This window comes from Teichococcus vastitatis, assembly GCF_003604215.1.
In the GTDB taxonomy this organism is placed as follows: Bacteria; Pseudomonadota; Alphaproteobacteria; order Acetobacterales; family Acetobacteraceae; genus Pseudoroseomonas; species Pseudoroseomonas vastitatis.
In genome coordinates this window covers 158,178-184,910 of sequence record NZ_QXGS01000006.1, presented here as the reverse complement: position 1 = coordinate 184,910, position 26,733 = coordinate 158,178, and the positions used below count along the sequence as shown (strand labels likewise).

The 26,733-nt window shown below is 70.0% G+C and carries 22 protein-coding genes; 12 read left to right on the top strand and 10 right to left on the bottom strand.

Annotated features, from left to right (window positions below; translation table 11 throughout):
• Window positions 1-109: 109 nt before the first annotated feature.
• From D2K64_RS11460 to D2K64_RS11450, 3 genes are read right to left on the bottom strand one after another with little or no spacing between them, the layout of a single operon-like run.
• A complete protein-coding gene (locus tag D2K64_RS11460) occupies window positions 110-1,585 on the bottom strand; it encodes a protein adenylyltransferase SelO (RefSeq protein ID WP_120008480.1) in 1,476 nt (491 codons plus the stop codon).
• A 42-nt stretch (window positions 1,586-1,627) separates the two neighbouring features.
• Window positions 1,628-4,732 carry an efflux RND transporter permease subunit gene (locus tag D2K64_RS11455; RefSeq protein ID WP_120008479.1) on the bottom strand — a complete coding sequence of 1,035 codons (3,105 nt, stop codon included), beginning with the start codon at window positions 4,730-4,732 and terminating at the stop codon, window positions 1,628-1,630.
• 13 nt (window positions 4,733-4,745) lie between these two features.
• A complete protein-coding gene (locus D2K64_RS11450) occupies window positions 4,746-5,900 on the bottom strand; it encodes an efflux RND transporter periplasmic adaptor subunit (protein ID WP_120008478.1) in 1,155 nt (384 codons plus the stop codon).
• A 129-nt stretch (window positions 5,901-6,029) separates the two neighbouring features.
• Here D2K64_RS11450 and D2K64_RS11445 point away from each other — a divergent pair, with 129 nt between their 5' ends.
• Window positions 6,030-6,680, top strand: a complete 651-nt coding sequence (locus D2K64_RS11445) for a TetR/AcrR family transcriptional regulator (RefSeq protein ID WP_120008477.1) — start codon at window positions 6,030-6,032, stop codon at window positions 6,678-6,680.
• Window positions 6,681-6,784: 104 nt separating this feature from the next.
• A complete protein-coding gene (locus tag D2K64_RS11440; protein ID WP_120008476.1) occupies window positions 6,785-7,765 on the top strand; it encodes a Bug family tripartite tricarboxylate transporter substrate binding protein in 981 nt (326 codons plus the stop codon).
• A 222-nt stretch (window positions 7,766-7,987) separates the two neighbouring features.
• On the opposite strand, the gene cyoD is transcribed toward D2K64_RS11440, so the two are convergent.
• The 5 genes from cyoD to D2K64_RS11415 all read right to left on the bottom strand — a co-directional run bounded on the left by cyoD (window position 7,988) and on the right by D2K64_RS11415 (window position 13,287).
• A complete protein-coding gene (gene cyoD, locus D2K64_RS11435) occupies window positions 7,988-8,371 on the bottom strand; it encodes a cytochrome o ubiquinol oxidase subunit IV (RefSeq protein ID WP_120008475.1) in 384 nt (127 codons plus the stop codon).
• A 3-nt stretch (window positions 8,372-8,374) separates the two neighbouring features.
• Entirely contained in the window at window positions 8,375-8,995 is a 621-nt protein-coding gene (gene cyoC / locus D2K64_RS11430; RefSeq protein WP_120008474.1) for a cytochrome o ubiquinol oxidase subunit III, read from the bottom strand.
• 4 nt (window positions 8,996-8,999) lie between these two features.
• Complete coding sequence (cyoB, locus tag D2K64_RS11425; RefSeq protein ID WP_120008473.1) at window positions 9,000-11,000, bottom strand: cytochrome o ubiquinol oxidase subunit I; 2,001 nt, start codon at window positions 10,998-11,000, stop codon at window positions 9,000-9,002.
• A 3-nt stretch (window positions 11,001-11,003) separates the two neighbouring features.
• Window positions 11,004-11,999 (bottom strand): ubiquinol oxidase subunit II, encoded by a 996-nt coding sequence (cyoA, locus tag D2K64_RS11420; protein WP_120008472.1) that lies wholly within the window; start codon window positions 11,997-11,999, stop codon window positions 11,004-11,006.
• 358 nt (window positions 12,000-12,357) lie between these two features.
• A complete protein-coding gene (locus D2K64_RS11415; RefSeq protein ID WP_120008471.1) occupies window positions 12,358-13,287 on the bottom strand; it encodes a LysR family transcriptional regulator in 930 nt (309 codons plus the stop codon).
• A gap of 109 nt (window positions 13,288-13,396) precedes the next feature.
• Between D2K64_RS11415 and D2K64_RS11410 the strand changes: the two genes are divergently transcribed.
• From D2K64_RS11410 to D2K64_RS11400, 3 genes are all read left to right on the top strand, one after another.
• Entirely contained in the window at window positions 13,397-14,383 is a 987-nt protein-coding gene (locus D2K64_RS11410; RefSeq protein WP_120008470.1) for a Bug family tripartite tricarboxylate transporter substrate binding protein, read from the top strand.
• Between the two features lie 88 nt (window positions 14,384-14,471).
• On the top strand, window positions 14,472-15,866 hold the full coding sequence (locus tag D2K64_RS11405; RefSeq protein ID WP_120008469.1) for an acyclic terpene utilization AtuA family protein: 1,395 nt from the start codon (window positions 14,472-14,474) through the stop codon (window positions 15,864-15,866).
• Window positions 15,863-16,192: an AtuA-related protein gene (locus D2K64_RS11400; RefSeq protein ID WP_120008468.1), complete on the top strand. Its 330-nt coding sequence runs from the start codon at window positions 15,863-15,865 to the stop codon at window positions 16,190-16,192. Before D2K64_RS11405 ends, D2K64_RS11400 begins: the two co-directional genes overlap by 4 nt.
• 162 nt (window positions 16,193-16,354) lie before the next feature.
• On the opposite strand, the gene thiM is transcribed toward D2K64_RS11400, so the two are convergent.
• A complete protein-coding gene (gene thiM, locus D2K64_RS11395; protein ID WP_120008467.1) occupies window positions 16,355-17,146 on the bottom strand; it encodes a hydroxyethylthiazole kinase in 792 nt (263 codons plus the stop codon).
• Window positions 17,147-17,371: 225 nt separating this feature from the next.
• Here thiM and D2K64_RS11390 point away from each other — a divergent pair, with 225 nt between their 5' ends.
• The 7 genes from D2K64_RS11390 to D2K64_RS11360 all read left to right on the top strand — a co-directional run bounded on the left by D2K64_RS11390 (window position 17,372) and on the right by D2K64_RS11360 (window position 24,278).
• A complete protein-coding gene (locus D2K64_RS11390; RefSeq protein ID WP_238384145.1) occupies window positions 17,372-18,241 on the top strand; it encodes an SDR family oxidoreductase in 870 nt (289 codons plus the stop codon).
• 23 nt (window positions 18,242-18,264) lie between these two features.
• Window positions 18,265-18,489 (top strand): hypothetical protein, encoded by a 225-nt coding sequence (locus D2K64_RS11385; protein WP_120008465.1) that lies wholly within the window; start codon window positions 18,265-18,267, stop codon window positions 18,487-18,489.
• 92 nt (window positions 18,490-18,581) lie between these two features.
• Window positions 18,582-19,610: a cytochrome c oxidase subunit II gene (gene coxB, locus D2K64_RS11380; RefSeq protein WP_274379300.1), complete on the top strand. Its 1,029-nt coding sequence runs from the start codon at window positions 18,582-18,584 to the stop codon at window positions 19,608-19,610.
• Entirely contained in the window at window positions 19,607-22,132 is a 2,526-nt protein-coding gene (gene ctaD / locus D2K64_RS11375; RefSeq protein WP_120008463.1) for a cytochrome c oxidase subunit I, read from the top strand. The genes coxB and ctaD overlap by 4 nt, the downstream gene beginning before the upstream one ends.
• Before the next feature lie 12 nt (window positions 22,133-22,144).
• The gene (locus D2K64_RS11370) at window positions 22,145-22,552 is read left to right on the top strand and encodes a hypothetical protein (RefSeq protein WP_120008462.1); all 408 of its coding nucleotides are present in this window, start codon (window positions 22,145-22,147) and stop codon (window positions 22,550-22,552) included.
• Complete coding sequence (locus D2K64_RS11365; protein ID WP_238384143.1) at window positions 22,552-23,148, top strand: cytochrome c oxidase assembly protein; 597 nt, start codon at window positions 22,552-22,554, stop codon at window positions 23,146-23,148. Before D2K64_RS11370 ends, D2K64_RS11365 begins: the two co-directional genes overlap by 1 nt.
• A complete protein-coding gene (locus D2K64_RS11360; RefSeq protein ID WP_120008461.1) occupies window positions 23,145-24,278 on the top strand; it encodes a c-type cytochrome in 1,134 nt (377 codons plus the stop codon). The genes D2K64_RS11365 and D2K64_RS11360 overlap by 4 nt, the downstream gene beginning before the upstream one ends.
• 84 nt (window positions 24,279-24,362) lie before the next feature.
• On the opposite strand, the gene D2K64_RS11355 is transcribed toward D2K64_RS11360, so the two are convergent.
• A complete protein-coding gene (locus D2K64_RS11355; RefSeq protein WP_120008460.1) occupies window positions 24,363-26,609 on the bottom strand; it encodes an FdhF/YdeP family oxidoreductase in 2,247 nt (748 codons plus the stop codon).
• Window positions 26,610-26,733 lie beyond the last annotated feature (124 nt).

Sequence of the window (26,733 nt, the reverse complement as noted above, 5' to 3'; positions counted from 1 at the left end):
CCTGCGGCTGGCTACATGATCCGTAACCCCAACTATCCCACTAGCAGCCGACCCAAACCCGACAGGCTGCTAGAGCAGATCCCGCGCCGGGTGAATCGGTCCGCCGCGCTCAGGTGCCGCAGAAGGTTTGCCGCACTTCCTCCTCCGGCGCCGCCGGCAGGGTGTAGTGCTCGAGGCCGGGCTGGTCCTCGTAGGGTCGCGTCAGCAGCTCGGCCATTTCGTGGAACAGAGAGAAATCCTCGCGCTCCACCGCCGCGGCAATGGCGGCCTCGACCCGGTGGTTGCGTGGAATGAAGGCGGGGTTCACCGCTGCCATCGCCGCGCGGCGCGCCTCGGGCGAGGCGCCCTCGCGCGCCAGGCGCTGCCGCCAGCCTTCCATCCAGCCATCCAGGGCCGCCGGATCCTGGAACAGCGTGCGGGCCTGTTCCGCATCGGCCAGGTGGCGGAAGGCCAGGGTGAAATCGACGCGCTGCTCGGTCATGCGGGTCAGCAGGTCCTGCGCCAGGGCGATGTCGCCCTCCTCCTCGGTGTGCAGGCCGAGCTTACGGCGCAACCCACCGTGGTAAGCGGCCTCGAAGGTCGGAGCGAACTCGGCCAGGGCCTGCTGCGCCCGCTCCACCGCCGCCTCCTCGTCCAGCGCCAGCAGTGGCAGCAGGCATTCCGCAAGTCGTGCCAGGTTCCACTGCACGATGCGCGGCTGGTTGCCGTAGGCGTAGCGACCGAAGCTGTCGATGGAGCTGAACACCGTGGCCGGGTCATAGGCTTCCATGAAGGCGCAGGGGCCGAAATCGATGGTCTCGCCGGAGATGCTGGTGTTGTCGGTGTTCATCACGCCATGCACGAAGCCGACCAGCAGCCATTGCGCCACCAGCGCCGCCTGCCGCCGCACCACGCCGGCGAAGAAGGCCAGCGCCGGGTTGTCGGCCTCCGCCGCCGCCGGGTCATGCCGGGCGATGGCGTAGTCCAGCAGGATGCGTAGCGCCTCGTCATCCCGCCGGGCCGCGAAATACTGGAAGGTGCCGACGCGCAGATGGCTGGCGGCGACGCGGGTGAACACGCCACCCGGGAGTTCCCGCTCGCGCAGCACCGTCTCGCCCGTGGTCACCGCCGCCAGCGCCCGTGTCGCCGGGATGCCCAGCGCTGCCATGGCCTCGCTCACCAGGAATTCGCGCAGCACCGGGCCGAGCGCGGCGCGGCCATCGCCACGGCGCGAGAACGGCGTCGGGCCGGAGCCCTTGAGCTGGATGTCGCGCCGCGTGCCGTCCGGCGCCACCTGCTCGCCCAGCAGAATGGCGCGGCCATCGCCCAGCTGCGGCGAGAAGCCGCCGAACTGGTGGCCGGCATAAGCCTGCGCCAGCGGCTCGGCCCCTGCCGGCACATGGTTGCCGGCCAGCACCGCCACCCCGTCCGGCGAGCGCAGCGCCTCCGGATCGAGGCCGAGCTGCTGCGCCAGGGCCGCGTTGACCCGCACCAGCTTCGGCGCGGCCACCGGCGTCGGGTCCAGCCGCGCATAGAAGCGGCCCGGTAGCCGGGCGTAGCTGTTGTCGAAGTGGAAGCGCGGTTCCGTGGCGGTGATGGCGTCCATGCGGGGCAGATTGGAATTCGCGGCAGGCCACGCAAGGCGGAGTCACGCCACTTTCGCCTTGCGCCCCCGCAGCATGCCCGCCGCCCGGCGGCCGACATCGTCCAGCACGGTGTAGACCACCGGCACCACCACCAGGCTGAGCAGCGTCGAGGTGATCAGCCCGCCGATCACCACCAGCGCCATCGGCGCGCGGAACTCGGCATCCGCGCCGATGCCGGCAGCGATGTGCGCCATGCCGGCGGTCATGGCGATGGTGGTCATGATGATGGGGCGCGCCCGCTTGCGCGCCGCCTCGAACAGCGCCTCGGTGCGGGAATGGCCGGCGCGGCGCGCCTCAATGGCGTATTCCACGAGCAGGATGGAGTTCTTGGCGACGATGCCCATCAGCATCAGCACGCCGATCACCGCCGACACGCTGAGCGCGCCGCCGGCCAGCAGCAGCGCCATCAGCGCGCCGCCGAGCGACAGCGGCAGCGCCGACATGATGGTGAGCGGCTGTAGGAAGCCGCCGAACAGCAGCACCAGCACGATGTAGATCAGCAGCACGCCGGAGCCGAGCGCCAGCACGAAGCCGGAGAACAGCTCGGCCATCACCTCCACGTCGCCCACCGGCTGCTCGCGCACGCCGGGCGGCAGGTTCCGCATGATCGGCAGCGCAGCCACCAGCGCGGTCGCCTCGCCGAGCGGCAGGCCGTTCAGCTCGGCCTGCACCGTGGCCTTGCGGGTGCGGTCCAGGCGGTCGATCTGCGCCGGGCCGGCGCCGTGGCGGATGGTGGCCACGGCTTCCAGCGGCACCGCCAGGTCGGCGCGGCCGGCGACGCGCAGGGTCCGCAGCGTGGCGAGGTCACCGCGCGCCGCCTCGTCCAGCATGACGCGGATCGGGATCTGCCGGTCCGGCAGGTTGAAGCGCGCCAGGTTCTGATCCACGTCGCCGATGGTGGCGATGCGCGCGGTCTGGCCGATGGCGGCCACCGAGACGCCGAGTTCCGCCGCGCGGGCTTCCCGCGGCACGATCTGCAGTTCCGGACGCTCCAGGCTGGCGGTGGAACGGGCGCCGGACAGCGTGGACAGGCCGCGCATCTGCCGCTCCAGCTCCCGCGCCGCGCCGGCCAGCACGGCGGCGTCGTCGCCCACCAGCGTGATCTCGGCCTTGGAGCCGCTCAGGCCATCGGCGCCGAAGCGCAGGCGCACGCCGGGGATGGCTTCCAGCTGCGGGCGCAGCGCCGCCTCGAATTGCTGTTGCGTCAGGGCGCGCTCGCCGCGCGGCTTCAGCGTGATGATCAGGTTGGCGTTGCGCGGATCGCCCTGCGCCGTGGAGCTGCCCATGCCGGGGCCGCCCGCCACGCTGGAGGTACCCAGCGAGGCGAACACGGACACCACCTCCGGCCGTGCCTTCAGGATGGCGGTGGCGCGCTGCACGGCGGCATCGGTGTCGGCCAGCGTGGCACCCGGCTCCAGCTCCAGCGCCGCGGCGGAACGGCCGCGATCGGCGGCGGGAATGAAGTCGGAGGGGATCAGCGGCACCAGCGCCAGCGACAGGGCGAAGAAGGCTGTGGCGGCGCCGAGCGTGATCCAGCGGTGCCGCAGGCACCAGCCGAGCAGCGACAGGTAGCGGCGGCCGACCACGCCCTCGCCGACCTCGTCCGCATGGGCGCGAAGCTGCGGCTTCAACAGGTAGGCACCCATGAGCGGCGTCAGCAACCGCGCCACCACCAGGGAGAAGAACACCGCCGCGGCCACGGTGAGGCCGAACTGGCGGAAGAACTGGCCGGGAATGCCCGGCATGAAGGCCACCGGCACGAACACCGCCAGGATGGCGCCGGTGGTGGCCATCACCGCCAGCCCGATCTCGGCCGAGGCGTCCAGTGCCGCGCGCAGGGCGCCGCGTTCCGGGTTGCTGCGCAGGTGGCGGACGATGTTCTCGATCTCGACGATGGCGTCGTCCACCAGCACGCCCACCACCAGGGTGAGCCCGAGCAGCGACACGTTGCTCAGCGCGTAGCCGAGCCAGTGCAGCACCAGAAAGGTCGGCACCAGCGACAGCGGCATGGCCACGGAAGCGATCATCGTCGCGCGCCAGTCGCGCAGGAACAGCCACACCACCAGCACGGCCAGCAGGGTGCCGACCAGCAGCGCCTCCAGCGCGCCGTGGTAGCCCGCTTCCACAAAGGCGACGGTGGAGGTGACGAGGCGGATCTCGGTGCCCGGATGCGCCGCCTGCAGGGTTTCGATCCGCTTCGCCACCGCCTCGGCCACCGCCATCTCGGAGGAGCCGCGGGTGCGCATCACCTCGAACGCCACCACCGGCAGGCCATCGAGCCTCGCCGCGCTGCGGATCTCGGCCGTGCTGTCGCTGACCTCGGCGATCTCCTCCAGCCGCGCGGTGCGGCCGCCCGGCAGGATGACCGGCCGGCTGCGCAGGGCCTCGACGCTGTCGGCCGAGCCGAGGGTGCGGATGCTCTGCTCGCTCTGTCCCAGCGTGCCGCGGCCGGCGGGCAGGTTGATGTTGGCGTCGCGCAGCTGCGCGTTCACCTGCGCGGCGGTGATGCCGAGCGCCAGCAGCCGCTCGGGCTTCAGCGCCACCCGGATCTCGCGCTCCACGCCGCCGACGCGGTTCACCTCGGCCACGCCCGGGATCGCCAGCAACGACTTCGACACCGTGTCGGTGACGAACCAGGAAAGCTGCTCCGTGCTCATCGCCGGGTTGGCCACGGTGTAGGTGACGATGGCGCCGCCGGTCACCTCGACGCGGCTGACGATCGGATCGCGGATCGCCGCCGGCAGGTCGGCGCGGATCTGCGACACCTTGTCGCGCACATCATTGGTGGCGCGGTCCACGTTCTTGCCGAGGTTGAACTCGATCACCGTGGTGGACACGCCGTCATTGACGATCGACGTCATGTGCTTGACGTCGCCCAGGCCGGACACCGCGTCCTCCACCCGCCGCGTCACCTGCGTTTCCAGCTCGGAGGGCGCGGCGCCGGGCTGCATCACCGTCACCACCACGGCGGGCAGGTCGATGTCGGGCGTGTTGTTGACGCGCAGCATGGGAAAGGCGACCAGTCCCGCCAGCGTCAGCAGCAGAAACAGCACGCAGGTCGGGATCGGGTTGCGGATCGCCCAGGCGGAAATGTTGCGGTGTTCCATGACGCCCGATCCTTCAGCGCGGCGCCGTGACGCGCACGCGGTCGCCATCCGACAGGAAGCCGGCGCCGGAGGCCACCACGCGCTCGCCCTCCGCGAGGCCCGAGGTCACCGCCACCAAACCCTCCTGCCGGGCCCCGGTCGCCACCTCGCGCCGCATCACGCGGTCGCCGCCTTCGGGCAGCACGAAGGCGACGGCCTGGCCGGCGCGAAACACCACCGCCTCCTGCGGCACGACGAGGGCCGGCGCCGTCTCCGGGCGGATCTCGGCGCGGGCGAACATGCCGGGGCGCAGCCCGGACCCGGCCGGCAGCGCCACGTGCACGATGCCGAGCCGGGTCTCGCCCGCCACCACCGGCGCCACGGCGCGGATGCTGGCGGCGATCTCCCGGTCGCCATGGAGGACGCGCACCGCCTGGCCCGGCCGCAGGGCGGCGAGATCCAGCTCCGGCACGCGGGCATCCAGCTCCAGCCGGTTGTCGCGGATCAGCCGCGCCATCTCCTGCCCCGGCTGCACCACGGCGCCCGGCAGCACCGAGCGGCGGGCAACGACCCCGTCAAAGGGCGCCAGGATGCGGGTTTGCGCCATCCTGACCTCGGCCTCGCCCTGCCGCGCCCGCGCGGCGAGCAGCCGGGCCTCGGCCTGTTGCACGGCGGATTGCCGCTGGTCCAGGATCTCGCGCGCCACATTGCCGGTGCGCGACAACTCGCTGGCGCGGCGCAGGTCGAGCCGCGCAATGGACAGCGCCGCCTCCGCCTCGGCCAGGGCGGCGCGGGACTGCGCCATCTGCGCCGCCGGCAATGCGTCATCCAGCGCCACCAGCAATTGTCCCTGCCGGACGGGCTCGCCTTCCTCCACCGGCACGGACAGCACGCGCAGCCCGCCGGTTTCGGCGCCGATCACCAGTTCCTGCCAGGCCACCACCGAGCCGTCGCCGATCACCTCGCGTGCCAGCACGCGGCGCTGCACCGGGGCCAGCGTCACCGTCAGGGATGGTGGCGCCTCCGCCGCGGCCGGCGCGAGCGGCGGCGCAGCGTCGCCGTGCCACCAGGCCGCGCCGCCCAGCACGCCGAGCCCGATCGCCAGGGCGCCCGCCAGCCAGGGCCAGCGGCGCCGGCGCGTCCGGGCCGGTGCGGTGAGAAGGGCGGGATCGGTCATCTGGTCCGGCATGGCGGTGCGCCTGCGGTCTCCTGGAGGGAATTCTTCTTATTGACCAAATAGTCAATAGAACCCCATTCTTGAAGAGGAACGGCGGACGGGTCAAGGCCGTTGAACACGCGAGGAGCACGCGGCTGAGGCATGCCACCGGACACAGCGACACCCCATGAACCGTCCCGTCGCCGCCTGCCGCCCGCCGAACGGATGCCGCAGATCCTTGAAGCGGCGCTGGAGGAATTCGCCGCGCGCGGCTTCGCCGGGGCCCGCATGGCGGAGGTCGCCCGCCGCGCCGGCATTGCCAAAGGATTGATCTACCATTATTTTCCGTCCAAGACGGCGTTATTCGAGGCGGTGGTGCGCGATGGCACCCGCTCGGATTTCGAAGCCGCGGAACGCCAGCTCAGCCAGCACAGCGGCTCGTACCGGGCGCTGCTCGCCGCGCTGCTCGACCTCGGCTACCAGGCGGTGTGCGAGGATGCGCGGGATCGCGTGCTGTTCCGCCTGATCATCGCCGAGGCGGAGCACGTCCCCGAACTGGCCGGGTTCTACCGCGACGAGATGCTGGCGCGCAGCGTCGGCATCGCCCAGCGCCTGCTGGAGGCCGGCGTCGCCGCCGGCGAGTTCCGCCCGGAGGTCGCCGCCCCCGGTTACGCCGAGGTGGTGCTGGCACCGGTGGTGATGCTCTCGGTGTGGCGCATCATCCTGGGCAACGCGGATGCGCCGGAGGCCGCCGCGATGCGGGCCGCGCATCGCGACCTGCTGTTGGCCGCGCTGCTGCCCCCGGCGGGCTGATCCGCCGCCCCTCCCTCTTGGCCCCGGACCCGGCGGCGTCGCATGATCGGCGCCGGCGCCCGACCTTGCGCCCACGCCAGCAGAACAACACCGGGAGAATGCCCATGATCCGCCGCCGCACCATGCTCGGCGCCGCCGCCCTGGCCGCCGCCTGTCCCCTCGCCCGGCCCGCGCGCGCCGCAGCCTGGCCCGACCGGCCGGTGCGGCTGGTCGTGCCTTATCCGCCGGGCGGCTCCACCGATGTCATCGCCCGCCTCTATGCCGAGCGGCTGGGCGCCCTGCTCGGCCAGCCCGTGGTGGTGGAGAACAAGCCGGGGGCCAGCGGCAACATCGGCACCGACGCCGTGGCCAAGGCGTCCGCCGATGGCAGCACCATCGGCGTCGCCAATGTCAGCGGCCTAGTGATCAATCCTTTTTTGTTCGACAGCATGCCGTTCGACCCGATGCGGGACCTGAAAACTCTCGGCATGGTGTACGAGATGCCCAACGTCGCGGTGGTGGCGGCGGGGCGCTCGCCGGCGAAGACGCTGGCCGAGTTCATCGACTGGGCGCGGGCGCGGCCGGGCGGCGTCACCTACGGCTCCACCGGCATCGGCCAGACCACCCACCTGTCGAGCGCCCTGCTGTTCGGCCGCACCCAGGTGGAGGCGACGCATGTGCCCTATCGCGGCGCGGCGCAGACCATTCCGGCGCTGCTGGCCGGCGATGTCGACTTCACCCTGGACAATCTCGCCTCCTATGTGCCGCTGATCAAGGAAGGGCGGATACGGGCCCTGGCGGTGACCAGCGCGGAACGCTGGCCGACCCTGCCCGAGGTGCCCACCATGGCCGAGGCCGGGCTGGCCGATTTCGTGGTCACGGTGTGGGGCACCTTTATCGCCCCGGCCGGCACCCCGCGCCCCGTGGTGGAGCGGCTGAACGCCGCCATGCGCGAGGTGGCCGCCGACCCCGCCTTCCGGCAGCGGCTGCTGGAAGGCGGCGCCCTGGCCCTGTCCAGCTCCCCGGAGGACGCCGCCGCCCGCGCCGAGCGGGAGCGGCCGATGTGGCGCGAGCTGGTGCGCAGCTCCGGCGCCAAGGCCGGCTGAAGCGCGGCGAGCCCGCCTGCGCGCCGCCACCTCCGCATCCCGGCTCGCCACCCCGCGGCGCGGCGGCGTCAGGCCAACCATGGCAGGGCCGCGACACGCGGGGCGATCGATCGCCATCCCGCCGGCGCCCTGCCGGGGACGCCCGAGCCGGACGGGACCATGAAAAAGGCCGGGCCGCGCCTCGCGGCGCGCCCGGCCCTGGGCGGGCGGCGTGAGCGGCGTTCAGCCCGCCGGCATCGGCATCGGCACCATCATGGATTGGTTCATGTTGTACATGACCCAGAGCGAGCCGGCCATGACGATGCCCACCACGATCACGGTGAACACCAGCGCCACCAGGTTCCAGCGCTCGCCTTCCCCGGTCTTCAGGTGCAGGAAGTAGATCAGATGGACCACCATCTGCACCACGGCCGTGCCCAGCACAACCGCGATCGTCGCCGCCTTGGGCAGCACGTTGCCCATCACCAGCGCGAAGGGGATCACCGTCAGGACCAGGGCCAGGATGAAGCCCTTGCGGTAGGATTCGATGCTGCCATGGGCCTGCGCGGCCTGCGCCGCCGAAGGATCCTCGCCAGGGCGCGCGGGGTGTCGGGAAGCGGTGGCCATGGTCTACAGGGCTCCCATCAGATAGACGAGCGTGAACACGCCGATCCAGATGACGTCCAGGAAGTGCCAGAACATGCTGAGGCAGTTCAGGCGCGTCAGGTTGGTGTCGGTGAAGCCGTCCCGCATCACGTGCACCATCATGGTCGCCAGCCAGATCATGCCGAAGGTGACGTGCAGGCCGTGCGTGCCCACCAGGGTGAAGAAGGCCGACAGGAAGGCGCTGGTGCTCGGGCCGGCGCCGATGTGGATCAGGTGGTTGAACTCGTACAATTCCATCGCCAGGAAGCCGGCGCCGAGCAGAAACGTGACCATGAACCAGCGCATGGCACGCGGCCGGTCCCGGCCCACCGCCGCCAGCATGCCGAAGCCGAAGGTGACGGAGGAGAGCAGCAGCAGAAACGTCTCAACCAGCACAAAGGGGAGTTCGAACAGCTCCGCCTCCGTCGGGCCGCCGGCGGTGGCCGGGCTGAGCACCGCATAGGTCGCGAACAGCGCCGCGAACAGGATGCAGTCGCTCATCAGGTAGATCCAGAACCCCAGCGCGGTGGTGGGGCCTGCATCATGATGCGCGGCATGCGCCGAATGGCTGGCGTGGCCGTGCGGGGTCATGGCGTGGGCGGACATCGGGTCAGGCCCCCACCAGCTCGGACTCGGCGCGATGCGCGTGCTTCACGCGGGCCATGTGTTCGCGCTCCATGCGCTCGATGGTGTCGGGCGACACTTCGTAGCCGTTGCCGGCGGTGAAGGAATGGATGATCGGCGTGGCGATGATGCCGAGCAACGTCACCGCCGCGAGCCACCAGATGTGCCACACCAGGGCGAAGCCGAACACCGTGGCGATGGCGCCGGTCACCAGGCCGGTGGCCGAGTTGTTCGGCATGTGGATCGGCTCGAAGTCATGCGTCTTCGGCGACAATCCCTGCTCCTTCATGTCCCAATAGGCGTCGATGTCGCGCACATTGGGCGTCTCGGCGAAGTTGTAGAACGGCGCCGGTGACGCGATCGCCCATTCCAGGGTGCGGCCGCCCCAGGGATCGCCGGTCAGGTCGCGGTTCGCCTCGCGGTCGCGGATGCTGACATAGAACTGGATCAGCTGGCAGGCGATGCCCGCCGCGATCACCAGCGCGCCCAGCAGCGCCACGTACAGGTAGGGCGTCCAGAGCGGATTGTCCGAGTGGTTCATGCGCCGCGTCATGCCTAGGAAGCCCAGCACGTAGAGCGGCATGAAGGCCAGGTAGAAGCCGACCAGCCAGCACCAGAAGGCGCGCTTTCCCCACATCTCGTCGAGCTTGATGCCGGTCGCCTTGGGAAACCAGTAGGTCAGGGCTGCGAAGCAGCCGAACAGCACGCCGCCGATGATGACATTGTGGAAATGCGCCACCAGGAACAGCGAGTTGTGCAGCACGAAATTGGCGCCCGGTACCGCCAGCAGCACGCCGGTCATGCCGCCGATCACGAAGGTGATGATGAAGCCGATGGTCCACATCACCGGCGTCTCCATGCGCACGCGGCCGCGATACATGGTGAACAGCCAGTTGAACACCTTCACGCCCGTCGGGATCGAGATCAGCATGGTGGTGATGCCGAAGAAGGCATTCACGTTGGCGCCCGAGCCCATGGTGAAGAAATGGTGCAGCCACACCACGAAGGACAGCACGGTGATGCAGACCGTGGCCCAGACCAGCGCGACGTAGCCGAACAGCCGCTTGGTGGAGAAGGTGGAGACGATCTCGGAGAACACGCCGAAGATCGGCAGGATCAGGATGTACACCTCCGGATGGCCCCAGATCCAGATCAGGTTGACGTACATCATGGCGTTGCCGCCGCCGTCATTGGTGAAGAAATGAAAGTCGAGGTAGCGGTCCGCGGCCAGCATCGCCAGCGTCGCCGCCAGCACCGGAAAGGCCGCCACGATCAGCATGTTGGAGCAGAGCGAGGTCCAGGCGAAGATCGGCATGCGGAACATGGTCATGCCCGGCGCCCGCATCTGCAGGATCGTGGCGATCATGTTCACGCCGGCCAGCGTGGTGCCGACGCCCGAGATCTGCAACGCCCAGATATAGTAGTCCACCCCGACATCCGGACTGTATTGCAGCCCCGACAAGGGCGGAAAGGCCAGCCAGCCGGTTTTGGCGAACTCGCCGATGCCGAGCGAGATGTTGAGCAGCAGCGCGCCGGACACGGTCAGCCAGAAGCTGAGGTTGTTCAGCATCGGAAAGGCCACGTCCCGGGCGCCGATCTGCAGCGGCACCACCAGGTTCATCAGGCCGACGATGAACGGCATGGCCACGAAGAAGATCATGATCACGCCATGGGCGGTGAAGATCTGGTCGTAATGGTGCGGCGGCAGGTAGCCGGGCGCGCCGCCGGTGGCCAGCGCCAGCTGGGCGCGCATCATCAGCGCGTCGGCGAAGCCGCGCAGCAGCATCACCAGCGCCAGGATGATGTACATGATGCCGATGTTCTTGTGGTCGACCGAGGTCAACCAGTCCTTCCACAGCCAACCCCAACGGCCCGCCCTGGTGATCCACGCGGCGATCGCCAGGCCAATCAGCCCGACGCCCGCCAGCGCGATCATGATGATGGGCTCGTGGTAGGGAACGGCCTCGAGCGTGAGCTTACCGAGCATGGTTTACTCCTTGTGCCCGCGATGGGCATGCCCGTGATGGGCGTGCCCGTCCTGCGTGCCGGCATCGGCGGCCTGCATGGCGTGGCCGTCATGGCCTGCGGCATGCGGAAGGGCGGGCGCGGCGGGGTTCGCCGCCATGGGGGGGTGCATCAACATGCCGGGGGCGCTGTGATGCAGGATGGCGCCGAAAATCGACGGCGTGACCTGGCCGTAATAGGCGACCGGGTTGTTCTCGCTCGGCCTGGCCAGGCTCTCGTAGGAGGCCATGTCGAGGCTGTCGCGGCTGGCCCGCACCCTGGCCACCCAGGCCTCGAAGCCGGCCTGGTCGGTGGAGTGGACCTTGAACTTCATGCCGGAGAAGCCGGCGCCGCTGTAATGCGAGGACATCCCGTCATACACGCCATCCTCGCTCGACAGCAGGGCGAGCTTGGTGGTCATGCCGGCCATCGAATAGATCATGCTGCCGAGGCGCGGGATGAAGAACGCGTTCATCACGCTGCCCGAGGTGATCTGGAACTGCACCGGCACGTTCGTTGGCATCGCCATCTCGTTCACCGTGGCGATGCCGAGTTCCGGGTAGATGAACAGCCACTTCCAGTCGAGCGACACCACCTGCACCTGCACCGGCGGCACGTCCGACTCGATCGGCCTGTAGGGGTCCAGCTCGTGCGTCGACGTCCAGGTGATCACGGCCAGGAACGCGATGATCACGCAGGGCACCGCCCAGACCACCGCCTCGACCCGCCGGGAATGATCCCAGTTCGGTTCGTAGCGGGCGGCCTTGTTGGAGGCGCGGTAGGTCCAGGCGAACCAGATCGTCATTCCAATGACGGGCACCACCACCAGCAGCATCAGCCAGGTGGCAGTCCAGATCAGCGACCGTTCGGCCAGGCCGATCGGCCCTTTCGGATCGAGCACGCCGTCCGAGCAGCCAGCCAGCAGCAACGTGCCCGTGACCGGCAGCATCGCCCGCAGGAAGTGTTTGAACCTGTCTCGCATCTACGATCCCATCGCGGAATGGGGCCGCGGTGCCGCGCGCAACGGCGCGGCAGCTCCGGCCAAGCCTGGCCATGGCCCCGGAAGTCGCCAGCTTTTCGATCGTGGACGTCGGATGGGGTTCGGATGGACCGCGCCATCGGCATGTGGAGACGCTTGCGCGGCACGGCGCCCATTGGGCGGCCTGCGCCGGCGAACACCTTCTCAGGCTGGTGTCGGGTCGGGCCCCGGTTGACCGGTGAATTACACCCCGGCGGTGGCCAGGACAAGCGGAACCGGCGTGTTCTGTGTGCCGAGATGGCCTGGAAATGACTGTTCTGTATACTCGGCTCCGCGCTGGGGCGTTTTGTGTTTCAGAACATCACGAACCGCCTCCGGCCGTAAGCAGGGCGCCGGCATCCGGGATGCCGGCCGCCTGCCGGATCGCCTCAGCCAGCGCATCCGCGGCCGGGGACAAGCTGGCGCCGCGCCGGCGCAGCATTAGGATCCGCCGCTGCATCGCCGGCGCCTCGATCGGGCGGATCTCCAGCAGCGGTGCCATCCGCAGATCCACCGCGGTGGCCGGCAGCACGCCGATGCCGAGGCCGGCACGAACCAGCGCCACTGCCGTGCTCATGTAGGTTGCTTCATAAGCCGGGCGAAGGGTCAGCCCGGCCTCGGCGAAGGCGCGCTCCGCCAGGGCGCGCACGCTGCTGCCCGGATCGGTCAGCACCAGCGGCTCCCGCGCCAGGGCGGCCGGCGACACGCTGGCCCGGGCCGCCAGCGCATGGCCCGGCGGCAGCACCGCCACCAGCGCATCCTCGAACAAGGGCTCCGTCTCCAGCCCGGCATCGGCGCCGTCGAGGATGCCGATGCCCAGCTCGGCGTCGCCAGCCTTCACCTGCTCCGCCACCCGGCGCGCCACGGCATCGCGCAACAGCACGCGGATGCCCGGATGCGCCCGCCGCAGCCGGGCCAGGGCCACCGGCAGCAGCGTCGCCGCCACCGACGGCAGCACCGCCAGATGAACCGTGCCGGAGCGCCTCGCCGCCTGTTCCTGCGCCCCCGCCACCAGTTGGTCCAGCTCCTCCAGCAGCCGGCCGAAGGACTGCGCCAGGCTGCGCCCCGCTTCCGTCGGCTGGGCACCGCGCGCGGAGCGGTCGAACAGGGTCAGCCCCAGCGCCTCCTCCAGCGTGCGGATCTGCACCGTCAGCGCCGGCTGCGACAGGTGCAGCCGGACGGCCGCCCGCCCGAAGGAGCCGGTCTCCGCCGCCGCCACGAGGGCCCGAAGCTGGCGCAGGGAAACGCTCATAATCAAAACCTATGACTGACCCTCAAACATATCAATTGCATGATGGGGTGCGACACGTCTCCATGGAGGCCAAGGGACCGCCAAGGCCCAACAGGAAACGGAGCCATCCATGTTCATCCCCTCCCCGTCGCGCCGCACCCTGCTGGGCGGCCTGCTGGCCACCGGGCTCCTGCCCCTCGCCGCCCGCGCGCAGGATGGCTGGCCGAGCCGGCCGATCCGCCTGGTGGTGCCCTTCGGCGCCGGCACCTCGACCGACATCGTCGCCCGGCTGCTGGTGCCGCGCATGTCGCAGATCCTCGGCCAGCCCATCGTGGTGGAGAACCGCGCCGGCGCCGGCGGGGTCGTCGGCAGCGATGCCGTGGCCAAGTCGCCGCCGGATGGCTACACGCTGTGCCTCGGCAGCATCGCCTCGCATTCGGTGAACATGTCGCTGATGCCGCAGATGCCCTATGACGTGCTGCGTGATTTCACGCCGCTGTCGCTGGTGACCGAGGCGCCGAACCTCCTGGTGGTGTCCTCCTCCGTGCCGGCCGCAACGCTGCCGGAGTTCATCGAATGGTCGAAGAAGCAGCGCGGCGGCGTCAGCTACGCCTCGGCCGGCAACGGCACCTCCTCGCACTTGGCGGGAGAGCTGCTGAAGCTGAAGACCGGCGCCCCCCTGGTACATGTTCCCTATAAGAGTGGCGCGCAGGCGGTGACCGACGTGATCGGCGGCACCGTGCCGATGACCATCTACCAGGTGACCGCCGTGCTGCCCTTCGTGCGCGACGGCAAGTTGAAGGCGCTCTCCACCACCTCGGCCAAGCGGCTGGAGATCGCGCCCGACGTGCCCACCGCGATCGAGCAGGGCGTCGCGGATTTCGACGTCGCCGCCTGGCACGGGCTGTTCGCGCCGGCCAAGCTGCCCACCCCCGTGCGGGACCGCATCTACGCGGCTCTGCGCGAGGCGCTGTTCGCCCCCGAGCTGCAGGAGCAGCTGCGCAACCAGGGCCTGATCCCGGTGGGCTCCAACCCGGCGGAATTCCGCCCCTGGCTGGAGCAGGACATCGCCAAGTGGCGCGAAGTGGTGCGCATCTCCGGCGCCACCGCGGACTGAACGGAATGCGGCGCCTTCCCCGGGCCGGCGCCATCGCCGCCTCCCGCATCACGGCCGCGTCCGGCCGGGTTCACAATCCGGAGTAAGCATGTCCCTCGGTTCCGACCCCACCGCCCTGCTGCGCATCGGCTGCGGCTCGGGCTTCTCCGGCGACCGGCTGGACGCGCCGGGCCCCGTGGCCGATGCACTGATCGCCGCCGGCGGCCCCGCGGCGCTGATGCTGGAGGTGCTGGGCGAGCGTACCCTGGCCCTCGCCCAGCGCGAGCGACTGCAAAGGCCCGACGCGGGATACGAGCCGGCGCTGCTCGACCTGCTGCGCCCGATCCTCGGCCGCTGCGCGGCGGCCGGCGTCCCGATCATCACCAATGGCGGCGCCGCCAACCCGCGCGGCGCGGCGCGGGCCGTGCTCGGGCTGGCGCGGGAGCTGGGCCTGCCCGCCCTCCGCGTCGCCGTGGTGGAGGGCGACGACATCCGCGGCACCGACGCGCTCAGCGACCTCGATCCGTGGGAGGGCGATGCCGGCGCGGTGCTGGTGCCGGAGCAGGTGATCGCCGCCAACGTGTATCTGGGCGCCGCGCCGATCGCCGAGGCGCTGCGGCAGGGCGCTGACCTGGTGATCACCGGCCGCTGTTCCGACCCGGCGCTGGCGCTGGGCCCGATGCTGGCGCATTTCGGCTGGTCCGCCACGGATTGGGACCGGCTGGCGGCCGGCACCATGGCCGGGCACCTGCTGGAATGCGGCTCCCAGCTCACGGGCGGCTATTTCGCCGATCCGGGCGTGAAGGACATCCCGGGCATGGCGACCCTGGGCTTCCCGATCGCAGAGATCGGCGCCGATGGCGCGGTGCTGGTCACCAAGCCGGACGGCACCGGCGGCCGGGTGGACCGCCGCACCGTTACCGAGCAACTGCTCTACGAGCTGCACGACCCCGCCGCCTACCTGACGCCGGACGTGGTGCTGGACGTGACCGGCGTCCACATCACCGAGGAAGCGCCCGACCGGGTCCGCCTGTCCGGCGCGCGCGGCCGGCCCCGGCCGGACACGCTGAAGGCCACGGTCAGCCTGCCCGGCGGCTGGCTGGGGGAAGGCGAGATCTCCTATGCCGGTCCCAACGCCCGCGCCCGGGCCGAGCTGGCCGGGCGCACCCTGAGGGAGCGGCTGCGGCACCTCGGCCTGGAGGGGCAGTCGCGGCTCGACCTGATCGGCGTGGTCAGCGTGTTCGACGGTGATGGCGGCGCGCTGCGTGAGGCGGAGGCCGCGGCACCCGCCGATGTGCGGCTGCGCCTCGCCTTCGCCAGCGAGGGCCGCGCCGCCGCCGAGCGGGCGGCGCGCGAGGTGCTGTCGCTGTATTGCTGCGGCCCCGCCGGCGGCGGTGGGGTGCGTACCCGCGTCACTGACCGCATCCGCACCCTGTCCTTCCTGGTGCCGCGCGACCGCCTCGCGCCCCGGGTTTCAATGCTCTCGCTGGAGGATGCGGCATGAGCACCATTGCGCTGCACCGGCTGGCGCATGCCCGCGCCGGCGACAAGGGCAACCGGCTGAACCTGGCGCTGGTCGCGCATCGCGCCGAGGACTGGCCGCTGCTGGCGGCGCAGGTGACCGAGGCGCGGGTGCTGGCGCTGTTCGCGCATCGCGGCGCCACCGCCGTGCGGCGCCATGACCTGCCAGGGCTGCAGGCCTTCAACTTCGTGGTGGAGGATGTGCTGCAAGGCGGCGTCAATGGGGCGCTGAACCTGGACGGGCATGGCAAGACGCTGTCCTTCCTGCTGCTGGGGCTGGAGGTCGACCAGGACGCGCCGCCAGGCTGATCGCGGCCAAGCCGGATGGCGGGGCGCCGCGCGCCCGCCATCGCCGCACCCGGTCCGCCCCGCCGGTTCGCGGCAATGGCGTGCCGGCCCCGCTCACCAGCGGCCGGGCGCGACGGGGCCTCACGGCGCCCTGAAAGCGGCGGCGCCCAAGGGCACCCGGCCTCAGCGCAACCGTGCCCGCGCCGCGAGGGTGGCGCCATCCAGCCCGTGCAGCCGGTCCAGCAGCGCGACCTGGAAGCTGCCGGGCCCGACGGTGCCTTCGGCCGCCTGCTCGGCCGCCACGCCCAGCGCCGCCAGCCCTGCCACCGCGGCATCGAGCGGCGGCAGCCCCGCGCCCAGGAAGGCGCCGACCAGCGCCGTCGCGGTGCAGCCTGTGCCGGTGACGCGGGTCAGCATCGGGTGGCCGTTCTCCAGCGCCACCATCCGTTCCCCATCCGTGACGTGGTCGGTGGCGCCGGTTACCGCCACCACCAGACCATGCTGCCGGGCCAAGATCCGCGCGGCGTCCCGGGCCCGCTCCGGCGCCGCGCCACTATCCACGCCGCGGCCGCCCCCCTCCTCCCCCAGCAGCGACAGGATCTCGGAAGCGTTGCCGCGCAGCACGCGCGGGCGCAGGGCCAGCAGGCTGTGCGCCGTGTCGCGCCGGAAGGCGGTGGCGCCGGCGGCCACCGGATCCAGCACCCAGGGGATGCCGGCCTCGCCCGCCCGCCGCGCGGCCAGGTGCATGGCGCGGCGCTGCGGCGCCAGCAGCGTGCCGATGTTCACCACCAGCGCGGCCGCCTGCACCACGAAGGCTTCCACCTCCTCCTCGGCCTGCACCATGGCGGGCGAGGCGCCGATCGCCAGCAGCGCGTTCGCGGTGAAGTTGGCCACCACCTGATTGGTAATGTTGTGCACCAGGGGGGCCGCCGCGCGCAGCCGTGACAGGGCGCCGGGCAGGTCAGTGGCAGTCATGCGGCGGTCTCCGGCCAGGTTCGATGCGGGTCGGGTGCAGGGCATAGCCGGTTGCGCGGCGCCTGTTGACTCCCGTTGCCGCCCGGCGGCGAAGCGGCCGCTCACGGTGCTTGTGATCGGCGGCCAAGGCATCCCTGAACCGCCCGGCGCTTTCCCTCACCAGAGGAAGCCATGGTTTTTCCGGGGCTTAAGCCTCAGCTTCCGCCAGAATGGAGGATTTCCGACGTGGACCATGACGCCAGCAAATATCCCACCCCGCCGAACCCCTCGCAGCAGCAGAGCCCGCCGGGCGAAACCAAGGCCATGTCCCCTGCCCCGGATCATGGCGAAACCAGCTACAAGGGCAGCGGCCGCCTGAAGGACAAGGTGGCGCTGATCACCGGCGGCGATTCCGGCATCGGCCGCGCCGTGGCCATTGCCTTTGCCCGCGAAGGCGCTGACGTGCTGATCTCCTATGCGGAAGAGCATGACGACGCCAAGGAAACCGCCCGCTGGGTGGAGGAAGCCGGGCGCAAGGCCGTGGTGCTGCCGGGCGACATCACCTCCGAAGCGCATTGCCAGTCGCTGGTTCAGGCGGCGGTGGACCAGTTCGGCAAGCTCGACATCCTGGTGAACAATGCGGCCATGCAGCGCAGCCACGAGGACATCCAGGAGATCAGCTCGGAAGAATGGGATCTCACCTTCCGCACCAACATCTATTCGCAGTTCTACCTGTCCAAGTCGGCGCTGAAGGTGATGAAGGCGGGCGCGTCGATCGTCAACACCACCTCGATCAACGCCAAGAACCCGAGCCCCAGCCTGCTGGCCTATGCCACCACCAAGGGCGCCATCGCCAATTTCACGGCCGGGCTGGCGCAGATGGTGGCGGAGAAGGGCATCCGCGTGAACTGCGTTGCGCCGGGGCCGATCTGGACGCCGCTGATCCCCTCCACCATGCCGGAAGAGGCGGTGAAAACCTTTGGCCAGAACACGCCGATGGGCCGTGCCGGTCAGCCGGCGGAACTGGCGGCGGCCTATGTGATGCTCGCTTCCGATGAAGCCAGCTACATCACTGGTGCGTTGATCCCGGTGACCGGCGGCCGGCCGATGCTGTAACCGCCCCGACCAGGAGAAGCGCCATGACGGACCGCCACGAGGAACTCAAGGATGTCGGCAGTGGACCGCCGACCGCGCGGCCCAAGAGCGTGGGACAGCATGATCCGCTGAAAGGCCAGATCGATCCCAATGATCCGGGCATTGATCCCGGCGAGTATCACCTGAAGCCGGGTGACAACAACAACTTTACGCCGGAGTCCGGAGGCCCCGCCGGGCCGGTGAATATCCCGGTGAAGTCCAAGGACTAGATGAGGATGGGGCGGGTCGAAAAACGCCCCGTCGACCGAAACCCGCCCTACAGCTCGACGTTCCCCGGCAGACGGGGAGCAGGATGACGATTGTGTTAGGTTTCAGCGCCCCCCGCCCGCTGCGCGGGTTGGGGGCGGCAGGTCTTGCGTTGATCCTGGCCGGTTGTTCGGGTCGGCAATCCGCCTTGGATCCCGCGGGGCATGAGGCACGGGTCGTGGGCGACCTGTTCTGGTGGATGCTCATTGCCTCGGTGGTGATCTGGGCGCTGGTGATGGCATTCTCCTTCTATGCCAGCCACCGCCGTGGTGAGCCCTGGAGCAGCCGGGCCGCCGCGCGCGTGATCCTGATCTGCGGCGCCATCCTGCCCACCCTCTTGTTGGCGATCTTGCTGGTATTCGGCCTGCGCCTGATGCCGATGCTGCGCGCGCCGGGCGAAGAGTTGCGCATCGCCGTGGAAGGGCAGCAATTCTGGTGGCGCGTCACCTATGAACTGCCCGACGGCACCCGGGTCAGCAGCGCCAACGAGGTGCGCCTGCCGCGCGGCCGCCGCACCGAGTTCGTCCTCACGGCGCAGGATGTGATCCATTCCTTCTGGGTGCCGCCGCTGGCCGGCAAGATGGACCTGATCCCCGGCATGACCAACCGCCTCGTGCTGGAGCCCGAGCGCACCGGCCGCTTCCGCGGCGCCTGCGCCGAGTTCTGCGGCGCCTCGCACGCGCTGATGGCCCTGGATATCGAGGTGATGGAGCCGGATGCCTTCGAGGCCTGGCTGCAATCGCGCCGCACTCCGCCCGCGCCGCCGCGCACCGAAGACGGCGCGGCGCTGTTTCTGGCCAATGGCTGCGGCGCCTGCCACACCGTCGCCGGAACCGAGGCCGCCGGCCGCGTCGGCCCCGACCTGACGCTGTTGTCGGAGCGGCCCTCCATCGCCGCCGGCATCCTGCCCAACAACACCGACAACCTCGTCAGCTTCATCCGCAACACGCGGGACATCAAGCCCGGCGCCCGCATGCCCTCCTTCGCCATGCTGTCGCCGGAACAGGCTGCCAGCATCGCCCACTGGCTGCTCACACCCCGAAGCGGAACAGCCGGCACGCGCCGCGCGGATGCAACGCCATGAGCGAGACCGATCACAAGACGCGCCGCGAAGCGCAGGAAGAGCGCCTCAACAAGGTCTGGGCGAGCAAGCCGGGCTGGCGCTACTGGTCGGCGGTGAACAACACCGAGGTGGGCGTCTGGTACACCGTCACCTCCTTCGCCTTCTTTCTGTTCGCCGGCGTGCTGGCGCTGCTGATGCGCGCCCAGCTCGCGGTACCGGAGAACGACCTGCTGTCGCCCGGGCTCTACAACCAGGCCTTCACGCTGCACGGCACGGCGATGATGTTCCTGTTCGCCGTGCCGATCTTCGAGGCTGTGTCGATCCTGATGCTGCCCACCATGTTGGGCGCGCGGGACCTTCCTTTTCCGCGCCTCTCGGCCTTCGGCTACTGGTGCTTCCTGATCGGCGGCGTGTTCGTTTGCGGCTCCATCTTCTTCAACGCGGCGCCGGATGCCGGCTGGTTCATGTACCCGCCGCTGACCACCGATCCGAAGCTGACCGGCATCGGCGCCGACATCTGGCTGCTCGGCCTGTCCTTTATCGAGGTTGCCTCCATCGCGGCCGCCGTGGAGCTGATCGTCGGCGTGCTGAAGTGCCGCCCGCCGGGCATGCGCATCAACATGATGCCGCTCTACTGCTGGTACGTGCTGATCGTCGGCGGGATGATCCTGTTCGCCTTTCCGCCGCTGATCGCCGGGGACATCCTGTTCGAACTGGAGCGGCTGGCCGACTGGCCGTTCTTCGACCCGGCGCGCGGCGGCGACCCGCTGCTGTGGCAGCACCTGTTCTGGATCTTCGGCCATCCCGAGGTCTACGTCGTCTTCCTGCCCTCGATCGCGCTGATGGCGATGATCATACCGACCTTCGCGGGGCGGCCCATTGTCGGCTATTCCTGGATCGTGCTGGCCGCGGTGGGCACTGGCTTCCTGAGCTTCGGGCTGTGGGTGCACCACATGTTCACCACCGGCCTGCCGGCAATCTCGCTCGGCTTCTTCTCGGCCGCGTCGGAGGCGGTGGCAATTCCGACGGGCGTGCAGATCTTCGTGTTCCTGGCCACCATGCTGGCAGGGCGCGTGCGGATGTCGTTGCCGATGCTGTTCGCCTCCGGCTCGTTGGCGATCTTCGTGATCGGCGGGCTGACCGGCGTGATGGTGGCGATCGCGCCCTTCGACTGGCAGGCGCATGACAGCTACTTCGTGGTGGCGCACCTGCATTACGTGCTGATCGGCGGCATGCTGATGCCGCTATTCGCCGGCGCCTATTATTACATGCCGCTGGCGACCGGGAAGAAGCTGTCGGACCGCCTCGGCCGCTGGGTGTTCTGGCTGATGTTCGCCGGCTTCAACATCGCCTTTCTGCCAATGCACTTCACCGGGCTGCGCGGCATGCCGCGCCGTGTCTTCACCTATCCCGGCGACATCGGGCTGGACTGGCTGAACCTCGTCTCCACCGTGGGCGCCTACATCTTCGCGGCCGGCGTAGTGCTGTTCACCTGGGACTGCGTCTTCGGCATCCGCCGCCGCAAGAACACCGGGGCCAATCCCTGGGAAGGCGGCACCATGGAATGGATCTCGCCGCTGCCGGCGCCGGATTACGGCATCCGCTCGGTGCCCGAGGTCTCATCGCGCTACCCCCTGTGGGACCAGCCCGAGCTGGCGCGGGAGGTGGCGGAAGGCCGCTGGTACCTGGCCGATGCCGAGGAAGGAAAGCGCGAGACGCTGGTCACCTCCGTATTGGACGGCAAGCCGCTGCAATGCCTGCGCGTGCCGGGCAACAGCTTCATGCCGATGATCTGCGCCATCCTGATCGGCACCAGTTTCATCGGCACCGCCTTCCACTTCTACTGGTCCTCCCTGGTGGTCGGGCTGGCCGGGGTGTTCGGCATCATGGTGTGGCTGTGGCACGGCACGGCGATGATCCCGGAAACCGACAGCAAGGATATCGGCCGGGGCATGCGCCTGCCGCTCTACGTGTCCGGCACACAATCGGTCGGCTGGTGGGCCATGTTCATCACCATGTTCGGCGACATGACGGCGTTCGCCAGCCTGGTGTTCGGCTACTTCTACTACTGGACCATTCACCAGCAATTCCCGCCGCTTGGTCTCGATGGATTGCCACGAGGGCCAGGGCTCGTGTGGCCGGCCCTCGCCCTGCTGCTGCTGGCCGGCGCCTGGGGCGCGATGCTGTTGGCGCGCGCGCGCAACAGCGCCGGAAGCGCCACCGGGCTGCGGCTGTCGCTGGTGTCCTCGGCGGTGCTGGCACTGGCCAGCGCCGCCGCCATGCTGTGGGCGCCGTGGCAGGCCGGGCTGCAACCCACCGACCATGCCTATGACGGCATCGTCTGGGTGCTGCTGCTGTGGACCGCGCTGCACCTGGTGCTGGGCGTGCTGATGCAGGCCTACTGCCTGGCGCGCTCCCTTGCCGGCAAGCTGACCACGCGGTGGGATATCGACATCCGCAATGTGGTGCTGTTCTGGCACTTCGCCGGTATCACCGGTCTGACGACCATCGCTGTCGTCACTCTGGTCCCGCTGCTGGCCTGAGGGGAGAACGCCATGGTCCTCCGCCTGCGCGAGCGCGCCGATCTCTGGAGCCTGCTGATGCCGCCCACCATCTGGGCGCTGCATTTCCTGTTCTGCTACCTGGTGGCGGCGGTGACCTGCGCGCGCCTCGGCGGCGTCACCCTGACCAAGCCCAATCCGGGCGCCAGCTTCGCCTCACTGGAAAGTTTCCAGCCCTGGGTGATCGGCGGCACCGCCGTTGCACTGGCGCTGATCGCCATCTCCGCTTGGCAGGCCTGGCGCCATTCGGGCTTCGGCCTGGAAGACCCGCCGCACGACGCCGCCACGCCGGAGGACCGGCAACGCTTTCTGGGCTATGCCACGCTGCTGCTGTCGGCGCTGTCCTTCGTGAGCGTCATCTTCATCGCGCTGCCCGCCTTTCTGATCCTGGACTGCCGCTGATGCGCGGGACCCTGCTGGGCGCCGGGCTGCTGGTGCTGGCGCTGGCCTGGGGCGGTCCAGCAATCCTGCTGCTGGGCCACGGTTTTACCTCTGGCATGGCCATTCACATGGCCGTGGTGGCGGTTGCCGCGCCGCTGCTGGCACTGGCCATCGCCAACACTAGATGGGACCCGATGCGCCGGGTCACCTGGATCGGCCCGATTGGCGCCTCCATGGTGGAATTTGTCGCCGTCTGGGGTTGGCACCTACCCGTGCCTCACAATCTGGCGCGGCACGAGGTGGCCTTCGCGGTGCTGGAGCAGGCCATCTTCCTGTTCACCGGGATGCTGCTCTGGCTCGCTTGTCTGCAGCCTGGACGCCAGGGTGCCGGCATCATCGGATTGTTGCTGACCTCTATGCACATGACCCTGCTGGGCGTGCTGATGACCCTGGCGCCTCGCCCGCTGTTCGACCACGGGCACAGCACCTGGCTGTCGCCGCAGGACGACCAGGCGCTGGGCGGTGTCGTCATGCTGCTCGTCGGCGGCGCCACCTATCTCGCGGGCGGCGTGGCGCTGGCCGCCCGCATGTTGAACCGGCAGGGAGATGCCGCATGACCCTTCGCCTGACCTGGCGCCGCATCGGGATCGCGCTGGCGGCCCTGGTGCTGGGCGGGTTGCTGTTCGGCTGGTCCGGGCTGTTCTACGTCGGCGCCACGGGGGGTCACTGGGGCGTCACCAACTGGTTCCTGCACTGGGTGATGCAGAATTCGGTGCGCACCTACTCGCTGTTGGTCGAGGAGCCGCCGGACCTGCGGGACCGTGCCCTGCTCGCCCGCGGCGCCGGGCATTACGCCACCGGCTGCGCGCCCTGCCACGCCGCCCCGGGCGAGCCGCAGAACCCGGTGGTGTCGCAGAGCCTGCCGGCGCCGCCGGATTTCTCCCGTCGCATCGACGAATGGGACAGCAAGGAATTCTTCCGGATCGTGCAGCACGGGGTCCGCTATTCCGGCATGCCGGCCTGGCCCGAGCCCGGGCGGCAGGATGAGGTCTGGAGCATGGTGGCGCTGCTGGAAGCCCTGCCGTCCCTGTCGCCGGAGGAATATCGCCGCCTGGCCTATGGACAGGAAGCCGCGGAATTCCCGGCCGGCGGCAGCGCCGCGCTGGCGCGCCTGTCCGATCCGGCCGCACCGGTGCTGGCGGATTGCGCGCGCTGCCACAACCGCGACGGGCTGGGCCGCGACGGCGACGCCTTTCCGATCATCGCCGGCCAGTCCGAAACCTATCTGGTGGAAACGCTGCGCGCCTTTGCCGAGGGCCGGCGGCACAGCGGCATGATGCAGCCCCCGGCTGCCCGCGCGGGGGACGAGGCGTTGCAGGCGATTGCCAGGCATTACGCCGCCCAGCCCCGCGCCGCCGCCGCAGCCGCGCCAGCCGACGCGGCGCTGATCGAGCAGGGCGAACGCATCGCCCGCGAAGGCGTCGTGGCGCAGCAGGTGCCCGCCTGCCTGTCCTGTCACGGTGACGAGGCGCTGCGCCGCAACCTGGCCTTTCCGCGGCTGGACGGCCAGCATGCCGGCTACCTGCAGCGGCAGTTGGAAGCTTGGCAGAGCGGCGTGCGCGGCGGCGGACCACGCCAGGAATTGATGCGTACCGTGGCTGATCGGCTGACGGCGGATCAGGTGAAGGCTGTCTCCGCCTGGTTCGCGGCGCAGGGCACGCGTCAGGAAGCGGCCAGCCGCCCCTGACGCCCTGCCTCCGGTGGTGCCGGCACGGCGCCGCGGCGGGGCCTGCCCCGCCGCGTTGTCCTGGGCGCGGCTGCGCCCCGGCGGCTAGCTCAGGATGCGCACCGGAACCGATTTCGCCGCCGGCACTTGGCTGCGCTCGGCATGGTGCCACAGCGGGATCAGCGGGTTGCATTCCGGGTAATACGCCGCGATGCAGCCCGGCGGCAGGTTATAGGGCACCACGCGCAGGCCGCCGACGCGGCGCTGCCGCCCGTCATCCGCCACGGTTTCCAGCGTCACATACTGGTCCGGCCGCAATCCCAGGCGGCGCATCTCCTCCGCACCGGCGAACACCACCTCGCGCGTGCCGCTGACGCCGCGGAACCGGTCCTCATAGCCGTAGATCGTGGTGTTGAACTGGTCGTTGGACCGCAGCGTGATCAGGCGCAGCGCGTCGCCATCCTGCGCCTGGTCGAGCGAGCGCGGCACCATGAAGTTGGCCCGCTTCGTGGGAGTGTTCCAGACGCGCTGCCGCGCCGCGCGCGGACGCGGAAAGCCGCCCTTGCGGCCGAGCCGGGCATTGTAGTCGCGGAACACCTCCGGAAAGGTCTGCTGCGCCGCTTCCCGGATGCGGCTGTAATCCGCCGCCCACTGGTCCCATGGCGCCTCGTGGCCCGGTGGCAGCGCCGCCTTGGCGATGCCGGCGATGATCCAGGGCTCGGAGCGCAGTTGCCGCCCGGCCGGCGGCGTCATGCCGCGCGAGGCGTGGATCTGCCCGTTGGAATCCTCGATCGATACCACCTGCCGGCCGGTCTGCTGCTCGTCGAACTCGATGCGGCCCAGGCAGGGCAGCAGAAAGGTGACCTCGCCCGGCACCAGGTGGCTGCGGTTCAGCTTGGTGGCGATCTGCACCGATAGCCGCATCCGCGGCCAGGCTTCCTCCATGGCCGCGGTTTCCGGCACGGCGCGCAGGAAGTTGCCGCCGAGCGACAGGAAGCCGCGCACGCTGCCCTTCAGGATGCCCTCGCAGGCCTCCACCGTGCTCACACCTTTGTGGCGCGGCGGCTCGAACCGGTACTGCTCGGCCAGCTTGTCGAGCGGCACCAGCTCGGGCTTCTCGCTGATGCCGATGGTGCGCTGGCCCTGGACGTTGGAATGGCCGCGCACCGGGCAGATGCCGGCGCCCTCGCGCCCGATATTGCCGCGCAGCAGCAGCAGGTTGACCAGCATCTGCACCGTCTCGACGCCGCGCCGGTGCTGCGTCAGCCCCATGCCGTAGACGGCGATGCAGCGTTGGCTGGCGGCATAGCCGCGCGCGGCGGTGGTGATCGCGTCCCGCGTCAGGCTGCTTTCCCGCTCGATCTCCGCCCACGCCGTGTCGCGCAGGAACTCGGCGAAGGCGTCGAAGCCGTGGCAATGCTCGGCGATGAAGGCGCGGTCCAGCACCGGCTTCTCCGCATCCATCTCCAGCAGCGCCTTGCACATGCCGGTCAGCGCCGCGAGGTCGCCGCCGGCCCGCAGCTGGTGGTACTGGGAGGAGATGCGGGTTTCCCGACCCGCCAGCATCTCGGTCGGCGATTGCGGGTTGGTGAACCGCTCCAGGCCGCGCTCGCGCAACGGGTTGAAGGTGATGATGGCAGCGCCGCGCTTCGCCGCCTCCTGCAGCGGATGCAGCATGCGCGGGCTGTTGGAGCCCGGGTTCTGGCCAAAGAACATCAGGCAATCGGCTTTGTTGAAATCCTCCAGCGTCACCGTGCCGACCGGCACGCCGATGCTCTCGGGCAGCGCCACCGAGGTGGTCTCGTGGCACATGTTGGAGGAATCCGGCAGATTGTTGGTGCCGTACATCCGCGCCATCAGCCCCCACATGTAGGAAGCTTCCAGCGAAGCGCGGCCGGAAACGTAGAATACCACGGAATCCGGCTCCAGCCGGCGCAGCTCGGCGCCGATCTCGCGAAAGGCGTCCTCCCATTCCACGACCTTGTAGGTGTCGCTGCCCGGGTCGTAGCGCATCGGCCGCATCAGCCGGCCTTCCGCCTCCAGCGCGTGGTCGGTCCAGCCGCGCAGCGTGGTCAGGCTGTGTTCGGCGAAGAAGCGGCTCCGGATGCGCCGCGAGGTGGTCTCCCACGCCGTCGCCTTGGCGCCGTTCTCGCAATACTCGAACAGGCGCGGCTCCGCCGGCTTGGCCCAGGCGCAGCTGACGCAGGAGAAGCCGTCCTCCTTGTTCTGCTTCAGCAGCAGCGCGTTGCCCCCGACCAGCCGGCCTTCCTGGTGCAGGATGCCTTCCACCGAGCGGATCGAGCCCCAGCCTCCGGCCGGGCCCTCATATGGTTCGATGCGCCCGTCAGCCATGCCCGCCTGCTCCCGCTTGTCCCTGATCCGAACAACGCCCTGGCTTGAGCAGGCGTTGCCGTGGGGGCACCGGGTGGCGCCGGATCGGGCGGAATGACCGGGGATGGCGCGATCACTCCCCGAC

Excerpts from the sequence above, each read along its gene's own strand:
- D2K64_RS11460 (WP_120008480.1), bottom strand. The coding sequence starts at position 1,585 with ATGGACGCCATCACCGCCACGGAACCGCGCTTCCACTTCGACAACAGC.
- D2K64_RS11455 (WP_120008479.1), bottom strand. The coding sequence starts at position 4,732 with ATGGAACACCGCAACATTTCCGCCTGGGCGATCCGCAACCCGATCCCG.
- D2K64_RS11450 (WP_120008478.1), bottom strand. The coding sequence starts at position 5,900 with ATGCCGGACCAGATGACCGATCCCGCCCTTCTCACCGCACCGGCCCGG.
- D2K64_RS11445 (WP_120008477.1), top strand. The coding sequence starts at position 6,030 with ATGCCACCGGACACAGCGACACCCCATGAACCGTCCCGTCGCCGCCTG.
- D2K64_RS11440 (WP_120008476.1), top strand. The coding sequence starts at position 6,785 with ATGATCCGCCGCCGCACCATGCTCGGCGCCGCCGCCCTGGCCGCCGCC.
- cyoD (WP_120008475.1), bottom strand. The coding sequence starts at position 8,371 with ATGGCCACCGCTTCCCGACACCCCGCGCGCCCTGGCGAGGATCCTTCG.
- cyoC (WP_120008474.1), bottom strand. The coding sequence starts at position 8,995 with ATGTCCGCCCACGCCATGACCCCGCACGGCCACGCCAGCCATTCGGCG.
- cyoB (WP_120008473.1), bottom strand. The coding sequence starts at position 11,000 with ATGCTCGGTAAGCTCACGCTCGAGGCCGTTCCCTACCACGAGCCCATC.
- cyoA (WP_120008472.1), bottom strand. The coding sequence starts at position 11,999 with ATGCGAGACAGGTTCAAACACTTCCTGCGGGCGATGCTGCCGGTCACG.
- D2K64_RS11415 (WP_120008471.1), bottom strand. The coding sequence starts at position 13,287 with ATGAGCGTTTCCCTGCGCCAGCTTCGGGCCCTCGTGGCGGCGGCGGAG.
- D2K64_RS11410 (WP_120008470.1), top strand. The coding sequence starts at position 13,397 with ATGTTCATCCCCTCCCCGTCGCGCCGCACCCTGCTGGGCGGCCTGCTG.
- D2K64_RS11405 (WP_120008469.1), top strand. The coding sequence starts at position 14,472 with ATGTCCCTCGGTTCCGACCCCACCGCCCTGCTGCGCATCGGCTGCGGC.
- D2K64_RS11400 (WP_120008468.1), top strand. The coding sequence starts at position 15,863 with ATGAGCACCATTGCGCTGCACCGGCTGGCGCATGCCCGCGCCGGCGAC.
- thiM (WP_120008467.1), bottom strand. The coding sequence starts at position 17,146 with ATGACTGCCACTGACCTGCCCGGCGCCCTGTCACGGCTGCGCGCGGCG.
- D2K64_RS11385 (WP_120008465.1), top strand. The coding sequence starts at position 18,265 with ATGACGGACCGCCACGAGGAACTCAAGGATGTCGGCAGTGGACCGCCG.
- ctaD (WP_120008463.1), top strand. The coding sequence starts at position 19,607 with ATGAGCGAGACCGATCACAAGACGCGCCGCGAAGCGCAGGAAGAGCGC.
- D2K64_RS11370 (WP_120008462.1), top strand. The coding sequence starts at position 22,145 with ATGGTCCTCCGCCTGCGCGAGCGCGCCGATCTCTGGAGCCTGCTGATG.
- D2K64_RS11365 (WP_238384143.1), top strand. The coding sequence starts at position 22,552 with ATGCGCGGGACCCTGCTGGGCGCCGGGCTGCTGGTGCTGGCGCTGGCC.
- D2K64_RS11360 (WP_120008461.1), top strand. The coding sequence starts at position 23,145 with ATGACCCTTCGCCTGACCTGGCGCCGCATCGGGATCGCGCTGGCGGCC.
- D2K64_RS11355 (WP_120008460.1), bottom strand. The coding sequence starts at position 26,609 with ATGGCTGACGGGCGCATCGAACCATATGAGGGCCCGGCCGGAGGCTGG.